The sequence below is a fragment of the Streptomyces sp. NPDC031426 genome (assembly GCF_055581585.1).
In genome coordinates this window covers 39,602-52,766 of sequence record NZ_JBVIJE010000015.1, presented here as the reverse complement: position 1 = coordinate 52,766, position 13,165 = coordinate 39,602, and the positions used below count along the sequence as shown (strand labels likewise).

16 protein-coding genes are annotated in these 13,165 nt (G+C 71.6%); 7 read left to right on the top strand and 9 right to left on the bottom strand.

Annotation, left to right across the window (positions count from 1 at the left end):
- Positions 1 to 120: 120 nt before the first annotated feature.
- The 4 genes from ACZ5NH_RS28305 to ACZ5NH_RS28290 form a co-directional block, all read right to left on the bottom strand.
- The gene (locus ACZ5NH_RS28305; protein WP_468779125.1) at positions 121 to 471 is read right to left on the bottom strand and encodes a zinc ribbon domain-containing protein YjdM; all 351 of its coding nucleotides are present in this window, start codon (positions 469 to 471) and stop codon (positions 121 to 123) included.
- The gene (locus tag ACZ5NH_RS28300; RefSeq protein WP_468779123.1) at positions 468 to 914 is read right to left on the bottom strand and encodes an anti-sigma factor antagonist; all 447 of its coding nucleotides are present in this window, start codon (positions 912 to 914) and stop codon (positions 468 to 470) included. The genes ACZ5NH_RS28305 and ACZ5NH_RS28300 overlap by 4 nt, the downstream gene beginning before the upstream one ends.
- 173 nt (positions 915 to 1,087) lie before the next feature.
- A complete protein-coding gene (locus tag ACZ5NH_RS28295) occupies positions 1,088 to 2,812 on the bottom strand; it encodes a SulP family inorganic anion transporter (protein WP_468779121.1) in 1,725 nt (574 codons plus the stop codon).
- Positions 2,809 to 3,150 carry an ArsR/SmtB family transcription factor gene (locus tag ACZ5NH_RS28290; protein ID WP_451554827.1) on the bottom strand — a complete coding sequence of 114 codons (342 nt, stop codon included), beginning with the start codon at positions 3,148 to 3,150 and terminating at the stop codon, positions 2,809 to 2,811. The genes ACZ5NH_RS28295 and ACZ5NH_RS28290 overlap by 4 nt, the downstream gene beginning before the upstream one ends.
- A 223-nt stretch (positions 3,151 to 3,373) precedes the next feature.
- Here ACZ5NH_RS28290 and ACZ5NH_RS28285 point away from each other — a divergent pair, with 223 nt between their 5' ends.
- A complete protein-coding gene (locus ACZ5NH_RS28285) occupies positions 3,374 to 3,799 on the top strand; it encodes an SRPBCC family protein (RefSeq protein ID WP_450985583.1) in 426 nt (141 codons plus the stop codon).
- 49 nt (positions 3,800 to 3,848) lie between these two features.
- Here the strand turns inward: ACZ5NH_RS28285 and ACZ5NH_RS28280 are convergent, their stop codons facing one another.
- Entirely contained in the window at positions 3,849 to 4,133 is a 285-nt protein-coding gene (locus ACZ5NH_RS28280) for a hypothetical protein (protein WP_451554825.1), read from the bottom strand.
- A gap of 46 nt (positions 4,134 to 4,179) precedes the next feature.
- On the opposite strand from ACZ5NH_RS28280, the gene ACZ5NH_RS28275 reads away from it, so the two are divergent.
- Positions 4,180 to 4,854 (top strand): protein-L-isoaspartate O-methyltransferase family protein, encoded by a 675-nt coding sequence (locus ACZ5NH_RS28275; protein ID WP_468779118.1) that lies wholly within the window; start codon positions 4,180 to 4,182, stop codon positions 4,852 to 4,854.
- Positions 4,855 to 4,896: 42 nt separating this feature from the next.
- On the opposite strand, the gene ACZ5NH_RS28270 is transcribed toward ACZ5NH_RS28275, so the two are convergent.
- On the bottom strand, positions 4,897 to 5,646 hold the full coding sequence (locus ACZ5NH_RS28270; RefSeq protein ID WP_468779116.1) for a PP2C family protein-serine/threonine phosphatase: 750 nt from the start codon (positions 5,644 to 5,646) through the stop codon (positions 4,897 to 4,899).
- Between the two features lie 182 nt (positions 5,647 to 5,828).
- Here ACZ5NH_RS28270 and ACZ5NH_RS28265 point away from each other — a divergent pair, with 182 nt between their 5' ends.
- The 3 genes from ACZ5NH_RS28265 (at position 5,829) to ACZ5NH_RS28255 (ending at position 8,358) form a co-directional block, all read left to right on the top strand.
- Positions 5,829 to 6,188, top strand: a complete 360-nt coding sequence (locus ACZ5NH_RS28265) for a DUF6204 family protein (protein WP_468779114.1) — start codon at positions 5,829 to 5,831, stop codon at positions 6,186 to 6,188.
- Positions 6,189 to 6,254: 66 nt separating this feature from the next.
- Positions 6,255 to 6,698 (top strand): MarR family winged helix-turn-helix transcriptional regulator, encoded by a 444-nt coding sequence (locus ACZ5NH_RS28260; RefSeq protein ID WP_468779112.1) that lies wholly within the window; start codon positions 6,255 to 6,257, stop codon positions 6,696 to 6,698.
- Between the two features lie 223 nt (positions 6,699 to 6,921).
- On the top strand, positions 6,922 to 8,358 hold the full coding sequence (locus tag ACZ5NH_RS28255; RefSeq protein WP_468779110.1) for a hypothetical protein: 1,437 nt from the start codon (positions 6,922 to 6,924) through the stop codon (positions 8,356 to 8,358).
- Here ACZ5NH_RS28255 and ACZ5NH_RS28250 read toward each other — a convergent pair.
- Positions 8,355 to 8,783 carry a pyrophosphohydrolase domain-containing protein gene (locus ACZ5NH_RS28250; RefSeq protein ID WP_468779108.1) on the bottom strand — a complete coding sequence of 143 codons (429 nt, stop codon included), beginning with the start codon at positions 8,781 to 8,783 and terminating at the stop codon, positions 8,355 to 8,357. The two genes, ACZ5NH_RS28255 and ACZ5NH_RS28250, sit on opposite strands and share 4 nt — an antisense overlap.
- 105 nt (positions 8,784 to 8,888) lie before the next feature.
- Here ACZ5NH_RS28250 and ACZ5NH_RS28245 point away from each other — a divergent pair, with 105 nt between their 5' ends.
- Positions 8,889 to 9,887 carry a TAXI family TRAP transporter solute-binding subunit gene (locus ACZ5NH_RS28245; RefSeq protein ID WP_468779106.1) on the top strand — a complete coding sequence of 333 codons (999 nt, stop codon included), beginning with the start codon at positions 8,889 to 8,891 and terminating at the stop codon, positions 9,885 to 9,887.
- A gap of 82 nt (positions 9,888 to 9,969) precedes the next feature.
- On the opposite strand, the gene ACZ5NH_RS28240 is transcribed toward ACZ5NH_RS28245, so the two are convergent.
- Complete coding sequence (locus tag ACZ5NH_RS28240; RefSeq protein WP_468779104.1) at positions 9,970 to 11,373, bottom strand: sensor histidine kinase; 1,404 nt, start codon at positions 11,371 to 11,373, stop codon at positions 9,970 to 9,972.
- Positions 11,374 to 11,382: 9 nt separating this feature from the next.
- Complete coding sequence (locus ACZ5NH_RS28235) at positions 11,383 to 12,069, bottom strand: response regulator transcription factor (RefSeq protein ID WP_388635681.1); 687 nt, start codon at positions 12,067 to 12,069, stop codon at positions 11,383 to 11,385.
- A gap of 289 nt (positions 12,070 to 12,358) precedes the next feature.
- Here ACZ5NH_RS28235 and ACZ5NH_RS28230 point away from each other — a divergent pair, with 289 nt between their 5' ends.
- Positions 12,359 to 13,135 carry an amino acid ABC transporter ATP-binding protein gene (locus tag ACZ5NH_RS28230; RefSeq protein WP_388635679.1) on the top strand — a complete coding sequence of 259 codons (777 nt, stop codon included), beginning with the start codon at positions 12,359 to 12,361 and terminating at the stop codon, positions 13,133 to 13,135.
- The last annotated feature ends 30 nt before the right edge of the window (positions 13,136 to 13,165 follow it).

Sequence of the window (13,165 nt, the reverse complement as noted above, 5' to 3'; positions counted from 1 at the left end):
ACATGCGGCCCATCCTCGCCTGCGGACGCGGCCAAGCCGAATCCGCAGGCGAGGACGAGGACCGCGGACGCGCAACCGCCCGGGACGTCGTGCGGGCGGCCGGCACGGCGAGGTGTCGGGTCAGGCCTTCTTGACCACGCTGGACTTGAGCTGCATGGCGCCGAACCCGTCGACCCTGCAGTCGATGTCGTGGCCGTCCACACCGTCGACGAGGCGGATGTTGCGCACCTTGGTACCCGCCTTGATCCCGGTGGGGCTGCCCTTGACCTTGAGCGTCCTGACCACCGTCACGGTGTCACCGTCGGCGAGCACATTGCCCACCGCGTCCCTGATCACCTTGGCCCCGGCATCATCTGCGGACTCCGCGGACGGCGACCATTCGTGGCCGCACTCGGGGCAGACCAGGAGCGTACCCATCTCGTAGGTGTACGCACCGGAGCATTCTGGGCAGGGGGGAAGGTTGTCACTCATGGCACAAGGGTCTTTCCGTCAGTGAGCGGGTGTGCGGGTCGGGCAGGGGTCAGGCGGGCCGGCCGTCGGTGCGCCATGCCTGCTGACCCTCCTCGGGGACCGATGGGTGCCGGGCATGGGCGGCGAGGGCGGCGGCCAGGTCGCAGTGGACGCGGATCCGGGCAGTCGCCGGTCGGGACCAGCGAGCCGCCGGCGGGGATGGCGGCCGGTTCCAGGCCACGACCCGCCCCGGCGAGGCGGCGTGCGGGCTCGGTGATGGCCAGCCGGCCCTCGGCGGACCGGCTGAGCAGCGCGGTCAGGTCGAGGATGACCGGTCCGGTGCCGCGGGCGACCACCCAGCCGACCGCGCCACCGAAGCGACGGACCGCCTCCCGGCCCAGATGTCCGGCGACGGAGAGGATGCCGAGATCCTGCTCGATGGTGCAGCGCCCCTCGATGGTCATGGGGGTGAACTTCTTTGCGGTGCGGCCCGTCGGGGTCAGAGGGGGAGGGTGATCCAGATGCTCTTGCCCCGCCCGTCGGCGTCCGCGCGGACCACCGGTGGCGCCGAGATCCCGGGTCAGCTCCGGGTCTCCGGGCCGGAGACCTCGACCATGCGGAGGGCCGGGGGGAGTGCTCATCGCAGGGCTTCCTCGCTGGAGGTTCGGGGCTTGGGGTGGGCAGGTGCGGGCAGGAGTCCGGCGAGTTCCAGGTGGTCGCGCGCGCCTCGGATCGCTTCCGGGGTGGTGGCGTATTCCCGGCCGTCGTGCCGCAGCAGGTCCAGCGCGCCGACGGAGTCCAGGACCTGGTGCTGGCCAGGGCGTATACCGGAGGCCAGGACGAGGATGCCGCGCCGTGTCAGCTTCTCCACCGCGTCCTTGAGGACCAGCGCCCCGGTGGCGTCCATGGTCGACACCCGCGACATGCGCAGGATGACCACCCGGACGTCGGCCACATCGGTCAGCTCCAGCAGGAAGCGGTGCGCGGCGGCGAAGAACAGCGGCCCGTCGATGCGGTACGCGACGATGTGCTCGGCCAGCAGGGCGTGCTCCTCGGCGCTGTGGTCGCCCCGGTCGAGGGGCACCTGGTCGAAGCGGGCCTGCTTGGCCACGGCGCGCAGGGCCAGGGCGCCCGCCACGACCAGGCCGATGATCACGGCGTAGACGAGGTCCAGGACGAGGGTCGCCGCGGCGGTGAGGACGAGAATCACCGCGTCCGAGCGGGTCGCCTTCGCCATCGCCCACAGCGAGCCGACCTCGACCATGCGGATCGCGGTGGCCAGCAGTACCCCGGCCAGGGCGGCCAGCGGGATCTTCGAGACAAGGGGCGCCGCCGCGAAGACGATTACCGCGAGGACCGCGGCGTGGGTGAGGGCGGCCAGCCGGGAGCCCGCGCCGGTGCGGACATTGACCGCGGTACGGGCGATCGCACCGGTAGCGGGGACGCCGCCGAAGAGCGGAGCGGCGATATTGGCGAGGCCCTGCCCGAACAGCTCCCGGTCCGGGTCGTGCTTCTGCCCCACCGTCATCCCGTCCGCGACCGAGGCGGACAGCAGTGACTCCAGGGCCGCGAGCGCCGCCACGGCCGCGGCCGGGCCGAGCAGGGTGCCGAGCGAACCGAGGTCCAGGAAACCGAGGGACGGCGCGGGCAGCCCGGACGGCAGGTCGCCGATCGGCTTCGCCGCGTCCAGCCGCGCGCACTGGGACACGACGGTCGCCGCGATGACCGCGAGGATGGAGAACGGGACGGTCGGCCACCGGCGGGCGCCGATCAGCATGACCACGGCCACCGCCCCGGCGAATCCGACCGCCGTCCAGTTCGGATGCCGCGCGAACGCTTCGACGGCCCGCCAGGTCACCACCAGCACCCGGTCACCCTCGGGCTTGGGCACGCCGAGCGCGTTCGGGACCTGTTGGAGCCCGATCACGCAGGCGATGCCGAGAGTGAAGCCCTCGACCACGGGTGCGGGCACGTATTGCATGTACCTGCCGGCCCGCAGCGCTGCCAACGCCACAAGCATGAGGCCCGCCATCAGCCCGACGGTCAGTACGCCGGTCGGCCCGTACTTGCCGACGATCGGCACCAGCACCACGGTCATGGCTCCGGTGGGCCCGGACACCTGGAGGTTGGACCCGCCGAACAGCGCGGCAAGCGCGCCGGCGACCACGGCGGTCGCCAGTCCCGCCTCGGCGCCGAGACCGGAGGAGACGCCGAAGCCGAGCGCGAGCGGCAGAGCCACGATCGCCACGGTGAGACCGGCCAGCAGGTCCCGCCGGGGGTCGCGGCGCATGTCCGCCAGGTCGGCGCGGGCTGGCAGGAGTGCGGTGAGCCGGGCCTTCGCCCCGCTGATCCCCGAAGTCATCGCGCGGCGACCTCGGCGTCCCGCAGCTCGGCCAGCAGTTCGCTGCGGCCGGCGAGCATCTCGGTCAGGATCCGGCGCGCAGCCTTCATCAGGTCGGCGACGTCCCCTCCGGCCAGCTCGTAGACGACGGTCGATCCCTCCCGGGTGGCGGTGACGATCCCGGACCGGCGCAGCACCGCCAGCTGCTGGGACAGGCCCGAGGGTTCCACCTCGATGGCGGCCAGCAGGTCCCGCACCGGCCGCGGTCCGTCCTGCAGCAGTTCCAGCACCCGTATCCGTACGGGATGCCCCAGCATCCGGAAGAACTCGGCCTTGGCCTGGTACAGCGGAACGGACACGAGCCCTCGGCTTCCCTACGACGACGCGGCCCGCATCGGAGCGGACACAGTCGACTAAGCATCTAACCAATTGCGAAATTTTGCAATTCCGCAGGTGCAGCTCACGGACGCCGGCGCTTCGGCGCTGCCCCTGGTGCGGGCCGCACGGCTCCCCTCGCGCCCCGCCGGGCGCACACTTGTAAGCGGAAGGCCATGCGTCATGAGCCGCACGTGGAGGTGAGCCATGAGCACCCTTGAGCTGCATGTCGACGTCGATGTTCCGGTCGACAGGGCCTGGGAGACGCTTCACCGGGTGGAGAACTACCCGCGCTTCGTGGACGGAGTGCGGGGCGCGCGTACGGAGGCGGGGGGCCGAGCACATCTGGAGGTCGAGGCAGGCGGCCGGGCCCGGGAGGTCGAGGCCGAGGTGACCGACCGCGGCGAGCACGTGATGGAGTGGCTCACCACGAGCGCTCCCGAGCTGACGGGCTCCTTCTCGGTCCAGCCGATCGACCAGAACCACACCCGGATCCAGGCACGGCTGGAGTACGACCCCGGCACGGTCCGGGACGCCTTCGGCGGGCCGAAGGGGTTCGCCCAGACGAACGCGATCGAACGGCTCGTCCGCAGCGATCTGGAGCACTTCAAGGAGTACCTGGAACGCGGGTGAGCGGCGCGCACACGGTGAGCGTGGCAGCGCCGGGCGGCGGCTACGCCGGTCAGGTCTCCATCACGGCATCGCAGTCCGGGCAGACCAGAGATGCGTGTTCCTCGGGGTACCAGGGCGCTCCCGGATGTTCGGCGGGCTTCCAGTCGGTCGTCTCCATGGCGAAGGTGTCCCTGCCGCAGAGGGTCCGCGGTCCCGCGGCCGTCCGCGACCCCGGTGCCGCGGGTGCCGCGTGCACCTTGCGGACGCGGCGTTCCACGCCACCCGCCGGTCCCGTGGCCCCGGTGGAGCGTGTTGCGCCCGGCCTGTCGAGTTCGTAGACGACGATCTCGCTCATGTCTCCACCGTAGGCGTCGCCACCTGATGGTGCGGTGAACCCGGCCGTGAACCCCGTACGCGGAGAACCGGACGATCTCGTGCGGGCCCTGGTGTCCGCCGGGGTCGGGGACGAGCGACTGCTCGCGGCCGTCCGGACGACGCCCCGCGCGGGATTCGTCCCGGCCGACCAGCAGGCCGCCGCCTACTTCGACGTGCCCATTGCGATCGGGCAGGGGCAGGTCACCACCCAGCCCTCGCTGTCCGCCATGATGATCGAGGGCCTTGAGCTGGACGGGTCTGAGCACGTCCTGGAGGTCGGCACGGGCCTGGGCTTCCAGACCGCTCTGCTCGCACAGCTGGCCGCGGACGTGGTCAGCATCGAGATGCGGCCGGACATAGCCCGCGAGGCGCGCGTGAATCTGGCACGTCAGGGCGTGCGGAACGTGGAACTGCGGGTCGGCGACGGCAGCGGCGGCGTGCCGGACCGGGCTCCGTACGACGCCGTCCTCGTGTCGGCCGCCTTCCCGGAGGTGCCCGCGCCGCTGGTCGCGCAGGTACGCCCGGGTGGCCGTCTGGTGCAGCCGATCGGGCCGGGGGGACACGAGCAGGTGGTCTGCTTCGGGCGTACCGCGGCGGGGCTGGCGCGGCTGCGGGTGGTGACCTCGGCCTGCTTCGTCCGGTTGCAGGGGCGATACGGCTTCCCGCTCGGCGAGGCGGAGTCGGATCCGGGCTCTCCCTAGTCGTGCGCGACGCGTATCCCTGGTCATGCGTGCCGCGTATCCCTAGTCGTCCGCGACGCGAACGACCGCCAGCGTGATGTTGTCGGGGCCGCCCGCGGCGATGGCCGCCTTCCACAGCTCGAAGGCGGCGCGGCCGTCGTCGTGCTCCCGCATCACCTCGTCGAGCACATCCGCGGGCAGCGGATCGGTCAGGCCGTCGGTGCAGACGAGGTAGCGGTCGCCGGGAGACAGGGACTCGGCCGTCACATGGGGGTGGACGGCGCGGTACGAGGGGCTGCCGCCCAGGCACTGGGTGACGATGGACGTGGTGCGCTGCCCCGGTTCGAGCGGCGGGCTGTCATCGACGCTCACCTGGCGCAGCCCGTCGCGGGAAGCCGCGTAGACCCGGCTGTCCCCCACGTTGAACACCAGCAGCGAGCCGGACTGTACGACGATGCCGGCGACCGTCGTGCCCATGGCGGTGAGCTCGGTCTCCTCCTCGCCGCCGGCGGCCGCGTACAGGGCGCGATTGCAGGCGTTCAGGGCGTCGCGGACGGCGTCCTCGGCGCTCAGGGCGGGTCCGACGGACGCGATCCGGCGGGCGACCAGGGCGCTGGCCACGTCGCCGCCGGGATGTCCGCCGAGCCCGTCGGCAACGGCGACGACAAGGGGCGTACCGAGCGGGAACATGAGGGTCTGCGGACTCTCCGTCACCGTGGCGCACAGGGTCCACGGCCCGATCACGAGGCTGTCCTCGTTCCGTTCGCGGAGCAGCCCGGGATGACTCAGCGCGCTCACCGCCACGTACCGCATGGAACGCCACCGCCTTCCCGGACGGGCCACGGCAGTCCGCCGGCTCGCTGTCCGCGGCTCAAGGGTAGGCGCTCGCCCCAGGAGCCGAGCTGCGCCGCGGCACCTCGGCGGGGCGTGAGCACAGGCCCCGGTGCCTGGAAACCCGGTGGAGACCGAAGGCCCGCCGTGCCTAGGCTCGCGGGATGAGCACTCGCACTTTCCGGATCACCGTCCGCGGGGCCTTCGACGGTCTCACCGACGCACAGCGGGCCGCACTGCTGGCCGACGCCGCCGAACACGACGTGCTGCGCGCCGCGTTCACCCCCGAAGGCAACCTGACCTACGACATCGCCGCCCGGTCGGCCTTCGTCTTCCGTTTCTCCGCCGCCGGGGAGGAAGAGGAGGACATCCTGGAGGCGACCGAGCGGGCCGAGGAGGCGGCGAAGGCCTGGCTGACCGAGCGCGGCTACGGCTTCAAGAACCTCCGCTCCACCGCCGAGGACCTCTCCCAGGCACCGATGGGCAAGCGGCAGCGACGCGCCGCGCGTGCGAACGGCGCATAAACTTGAGCACTCAAGGAGACCGCAATGAGCGGCCCCGAGGACACCGGGAGCGGGCGGTGAGGGGCCATGAGTGACGCCCTGGACGCGGCACTGCGACTGGTACGGGCCCAGGCGGCGCTCGTGCGGCGCTTCGACTCCCGGCTGAGCGGGTTGCACGGCGTGAGCCTCGCCGACTTCACCCTGCTGCTACGGCTGAGCCAGGCGCCCGGCGGCCGTATGCGGCGGGTCGATCTCGCCGAGGCACTGGGCCTGACGGCCTCCGGGGTCACGCGCGGGCTCGCGCCACTGGAGCGGATCGGACTGGTGACCCGCGAGGCGGATGCCCGGGACGCGCGCGTGGCGTACGCGTCGCTGACCGGGACGGGCCGCCGGCGGCTGAAGGAGATGCTCACGACGGCCGAGGAGACCGCCACCGAGGTCTTCGCGGCCCCGGCGTTGAACACCGAGGACATCACACAGCTGTCGGCCCTGCTGACCCGCCTCGGCGGCACCGGCCTGGCCGGGCCCTGAGGCCCAGCTTCACATCACCGTTTTTCGGCCCCGCCGTGGCGTGAACTCGCGGTGGGGCAGGTCACCTTGAGATGTGGCCGGATTGTGCGGGCCCCCCGCACAAGGGCATGGCATGCTCATGGCCGATCACGAGTTACCGACCGGTTCTACTAACTAGTAGCCAACTCGCCCGGTACCTCTCTGCCACCCCCCACTTCACCCAGGACCGACCATGCGCAGACGCATGCGGCACAGACGTGCCCTGCTGCCCGCCTTCGCCGTGACCACCCTCTTCCTCGCCGCGGCCTGTTCCTCGCCCACCTCGCACGCCGGACCGTCGGCCACCGCGGGGCACGACCGGCAGGTCGAGGTCGCGGACCGCTCCGCCGACGGTGCGGACCACTCGCTCGCCGTCGCCGCCGCACCCGCGACCACCGCCACGACCGCCGCGTCCGCCACGGGGGGGCCGGCCGGCTCCGGGCAGCGGGCGCACAGGACGTCGCTCTCCGTCACCTCGTACGACAGCCGCACCCGGCGAGCCGTCCTCACCGACAAGTCCAACAAGCCCGTCCCGCACAGGAGTTCATCCTCTTCGTCCCCGACCACCTCCCCCGTCCCGTCCAGCGCCCCGCACAAGACCTCCGTCGGTGATGTGATCGCCAGTGCGCCCGCACCCGGGGCACCGCACGGGCTGCTCGCCAAGGTCACCAAGGTGCTCGGCGAGACGGACGGCGGGACCGAGGTACAGACGGAACCGGCCACCCTCAACGCGCTGCTCGGCGACGAGACGGCCAAGGGCGCCGTACCGGTCGACCCCTCGTCCTTCGCCGTCGACAAGCTGCTTCCCGGTGTGAAGGTGTCCTGGGCGACGGCCGGCCACCTGCACGCCGGCCCGAAGGGTGCCACGGTGCCGCTCGGCAGCCTCCGGCTCGACGTGAGCGCCGGCATACCGACGGCCCCGAACGCCCCGGTCTCCGCAACCGCCTCGGTGCACGGTTTCGTCCAGGTCGCCCCGCAGGTCGACTTCGCCTACGGCGGCGCCGGTACCGATGCCCCGCCCGGCTCCGCCTACCTCGGCCTGTCCGGCGACTGGACCTCCGGCTGGGCGGTCGAGGGCCGGACCGCCGCGGCCACCGGCACGCCGCTGCGGATCCCGTTCGCCAAGCTGCACGCCGACCCCGTCCTCCAGGTCGGCCCGGTCCCTGTCGTCGTCAACCTGGACCTGACCGCTTACGTCCAGATCAGCGGCGACGGACGGATCACCGTCGACGTCCAGCAGAGCCTCAAGGGCGGCTTCAAGGCGGGCGGCACCTTCGGCCCGGTCAGGGGCTGGACACCGGTCAGCTCCTCGGACATGACGAGCACGCCCGTGCGCGCCTCCGTCACCACCGCCGGGAACATGAAGACGGCACTCGGCGCCGAGGCCTCGGTGGGCCTCTACGGCACCGTCGGCGTCACCGCCGACCTGGCGCCGTATCTGCGGGGCGAGGCCTCCGGCACAGTCACCGCCGCCACGGGCGGCGGGGCGAAGGCCTCGGGCACCTGGGGCGTGTACGGCGGGGTCGATCTGTCCGGGACCCTGCGGCTCCAACTGTCCGTCTTCGGCACACCGGTCATCCAGCGGAGCATTCCGCTGGGCACCCTGAACCGCGAGTGGAAGCTGGCGGGCGGCACCTTCTAGACACCCGCCTGCGCAGAACTGTCCTGCGCCGCCGGTATCCAGCCCTGGCGGCGCAGCACGGCCGACACGTCCGGCGCCCGGTAGTGCTCGCCCTTGAGGACCTTGCCGTCGGCCCGGCGGGCGACCTGTCCGTCCGGGCCGAGCTTGCTCATGTTGGCGCGGTGGATCTCGGCGATCACCTGGTCGAGGTCGATGCCGTGGACCAGCGCCGTGCCGTACGCCACGTAGACCACGTCCGCCAGTTCGTGCGCGAGCTTGTCCAGCGGGCCGTTGACCGCGACCTCGGCGACCTCCGCGGCCTCCTCGGCGAGCAGTTCCCCACGGTGCGCGGCCAGTTCGGGGTCCACCTCGGTCGGCGTACTGCGGGCGTCGAGGCCGAAGGCGAGGTGGAACTCTCGGACGAGGTCTGCGGGCGAAGTGCTCATGCGACGACTGTAACGGCCACCACTGACAGAGCCTTCCGTCCACTTCCGGGCCATGGACCGACCCCGCCCTGGTCAGCGTCGCGCCCGGCCTGGCAGGATCGCCGCATGTCCAAGGTGTTCCCCCGTATCAGCAGGCGCCGGGCGCTGCCGGCCACGGCCGCCGGTGCCGTGGTGCTCGGGCTGCTGCTGTGGTGGCTGCTGCCGCTGGGCGAGAAGCCGCCGAGCGGGGAGATCGTCTTCAGCACGGGCACGCCCCGGGGCGTCTACCAGGAGTACGGCGAGCGGCTGCGCGCCGAGTTCGCCAAGGACATGCCCAACTTGAAGGTGAAGCTGCTGAACAGCGCCGGCTCGCAGGAGAACGTACAGCGGGTGGCGACCGGCAGGGCCGACTTCACCATCGCGGCGGCCGACGCCGTGGAGGCGTACGAGTTGCGGCACGGAGGCGGCGCCGGGCGGCTGCGCGGGGTGGCCCGGCTCTACGACGACTACGTCCACCTCGTCGTGCGCAGCGACTCGGACATCAGAAACGTCGCGGACCTGCGGCACAAGCGGGTGGCGATCGGGCTGCCCGACTCCGGGGTACGGCTGATAGCCGACCGGGTGCTCAAGGCCGCCGGCATCGACCCCCGCAAGGACATCACCCCGGTCGCGGACGGCATCGACACCGGGCCGGACCGGCTGGAGCAGCGCAGGATCGACGCCTTCTTCTGGTCGGGCGGTCTGCCCACCAAGGGACTCGCCGCGCTGGCCCAGAGGGCCGCCTTCAAGTTCGTACCGATCGAGGGCGATCTGGTCACCAAGCTGCACAGCCAGAGCGAGGAGGCGCGCTACTACCGGGCCACCAACATCCCGGAGTCGGCCTACCCGGCCGTGCAGCAGGGCAACGAGGTTCCGACGATCTCCGTCTCCAACCTCCTGATGACCCGCGCGGACATGGACCCCCGGCTCACCGAATGGGTGACCCGCACGGTCATCAAGAGCCGCGACGACATCGGCGCCCTTGTCCACTCCGCCCAACTGGTCGATCTGCGCACCGCCATCTACACCGACCCGTTGCCCTTGCAGGAGGGCGCCCGGCGCTACTACCGCTCGGTCAAGCCGTAGCCCGGGCGCGCCCCGTTCCGCCGCCCGCGGCGGTGCCCGCCCGGCCCGGCCGCCGCCTCCGGCATCGCCGCTGCTCGCTGCGTCAGGATTCCCCGTGCCGAGGCACGGTCACCGTCACCCGCAGCCCCCGCGGCTCGTGGTGGGCGTAGTCGATCGAGCCTCCGCCCGCCATGAGCAACGCACGCACGATGGACAGGCCGAGGCCCGAGCCCTTGATGTTCTGGTGGCGGCCGCTGCGCCAGAACCGGTCGCCTACGCGCGCGAGTTCCTCGTCGGTGAGGCCGGGCCCGGTGTCGGTGACGACGACCGTGGAGCTGTCGCCGTCGGCGGCGACGGTGACCTCCACCGTGCCGCCCTCGGGGGAGAACTTCACGGCGTTGTCGATCACCGCGTCCAGGGCGCTGGACAGGGTGATCGGGTCCGCCCAGGCGGTCGTGGGCGGGCAGTCCCCGGTCAGCCGGACCCCCATGGCCTCGGCGGCCGGAGACCAGGCGGCGACCCGCTCCTCGGCGAGGGCGCCGATGTCGGTCAGCCTCAGGTCCGCCTCGGCGTGCTCGGCCAGCGCCAGGTCCAGCAGGTCGTCCAGGACCTGTGCGAGGCGTTTGCCCTCGGTGCGGACCGAGGCGATCTCCTCGTTGTCCTGGGGGAGTTCGAGGGCGAGCAGTTCGATGCGCAGCAGCAGCGCCGCGAGGGGGTTGCGCAGCTGGTGCGAGGCGTCCGCGACGAAGGCGCGCTGCTGCTCCAGCACGTCCTCGACGTTGTCCGCCATCTCGTTGAACGAACGGGCGAGCCGTCTGAGTTCCGGCGGCCCGCCACCGACCGCGACCCGTGACTTCAGCCGTCCGGTGGCGATGTCGTGGGTGGTGGCGTCCAGGACCCGTACCGGTCTGAGCACCCAGCCGGTCAGCCGCAGCGCCGCGCCGACGGCCAGCAGCATGGCCGCGATCTCGCCCGCCCCGATGACCAGCCAGCCGCGGAGGATCCGTGAACGCATCTGCCCGGTGGGCGAGTCGGTGACGACGACCGCCACGACGTCCCCGTCCCGGATCACCGGCGAGGCCACGACCAGCCGGCTGCGCTGCCACGGCCACACCTGCCGCGGGTCATGGCTGCGCCGGCTGAGCAGCGCCTCCTCGAAGGCGTTCCGCACCTCCCCCGTCCGCGGGACGAACCAGTCGTCGGGGGCGTTGGCCATCGCCGAGCCGTTGCGGTAGAAGACACCCGAGCGGATGCCGTAGACACCGTAGTAGCTGCCCAGTTCGCTGCGCAGGGCCGCCAGGCGCTCGTCGGTGCTGGTGCGGCGCGATCCGCTGGGCGCGTCGGTGACGAACTGGGCGAGCGCCGCGAAGCGTGCCGTGTCGTCGATGCGATCGACGACGACCTTCTGCTGCTGTGCGGCGGCCAGGCTGAGGGCGAGCGGCAGCCCGAGGGCGAGGAGGACGGCCGCCATCAGGACGATGAGCAGCGGCAGGAGCCGTGTGCGCACCCGTCCCCGCTAGGCGGCCGGGGCGACGAGCCGGTAGCCGACGCCGCGTACGGTCTCGATCAGCGCGGGCATGCGCAGTTTGGCGCGCAGGGAGGCGACGTGCACCTCCAGGGTGCGGCCGGTGCCCTCCCAACTGGTGCGCCAGACCTCGCTGATGATCTGCTCCCGCCGGAAGACCACCCCGGGGCGCTGCGCGAGCAGGGCGAGCAGATCGAACTCCTTGCGGGTCAGTTGGATGACCGAACCGTCCACGGTGACCTGTCGGGTGGGCAGTTCGATGCGTACGGGACCGAGCAGCAGGGCGCTCTCGCCGCCGGCCGCCGGGTCCTCGTGGACGGTGCGCCGGCTGACGGCGTGGATGCGGGCGAGCAGTTCCCCGGTGTCGTACGGCTTCACCACGTAGTCGTCGGCGCCCAGGTTGAGCCCGTGGATGCGGGAGCGGACGTCGGAGCGGGCCGTCACCATGATCACCGGGGTGCTGGTGCGTTTGCGGATCTTGCCGCAGACCTCGTAGCCGTCCTGGTCGGGCAGGCCCAGGTCGAGCAGGACCACACCGAAACCGTCGCCCTCGGGGACGAGCGCCTGCAGGGCCTCCTCGCCGCTGCGCGCATGAGTGACGTCGAAGCCGTGCCGCGCGAGTACGGCGGACAGGGCCGCGGCGACGTGGTTGTCGTCCTCGACGAGCAGCAGTCTCATCCCGGCCCCCTCCGGTTCAGCGGTCGTACGTCCTGGATTCACGTGGGCGGTACAGCTCACGCGCGCGTGCACCATGGCAGTGACGCCGATGGACTAGGACGGCGTCAAGAGGGTTCCGGTTGCCCGTCGCTTCCGTTATCCGGCCGATACGCGCAGGGGCGGCATGGGTCACGACCCGTGTCCGACAGCTACCGGATTGTGATGCTCAGATCTCCCTCAGATGTGATGACGCAGGTCACAGCCGCTCACTACTGTCCTCCGAAACCGAGGAGGACGGAGCCCGAGAGCGATGACCAATGTATCGGTGACCAAGGAAGAGGTGGTCACGTCCGGCGAACTGGTCGTCCTGAAGAGCGTCAACAAGCACTTCGGCGCGTTGCACGTTCTCCAGGACATCGACCTGACGATCGCCCGCGGCGAGGTCGTCGTGGTCATCGGGCCCTCCGGGTCCGGAAAGTCGACCCTTTGCCGCACCATCAACCGTCTGGAGACGATCGACTCGGGCACCATCGCCATCGACGGCAAGCCCCTGCCCCAGGAGGGCAAGGAACTGGCGCGGCTGCGGGCGGACGTCGGGATGGTCTTCCAGTCCTTCAACCTCTTCGCGCACAAGACCGTGCTCGAGAACGTGATGCTGGGTCAGCTCAAGGTCCGCAAGGCGGACAAGAAGCAGGCCGAGGACAAGGCCCGGTCCCTGCTCGACCGGGTCGGCGTGGGCACCCAGGCCGACAAGTACCCCGCCCAGCTGTCCGGCGGCCAGCAGCAGCGCGTCGCCATCGCCCGCGCACTGGCGATGGATCCGAAGGTCATGCTCTTCGACGAGCCGACCTCCGCCCTCGACCCCGAGATGATCAACGAGGTCCTCGAGGTCATGCAGCAGCTCGCCCGCGAGGGCATGACGATGGTCGTCGTCACCCACGAGATGGGCTTCGCCCGATCGGCTGCGAACCGTGTGGTGTTCATGGCCGACGGCCGGATCGTCGAAGAGGCTGCGCCCGACCAGTTCTTCAGCAACCCGCGCAGCGACCGGGCCAAGGACTTCCTGTCCAAGATCCTGCACCACTGACGACGCCGGCCGCCCCGCGCCCCTGGGTCG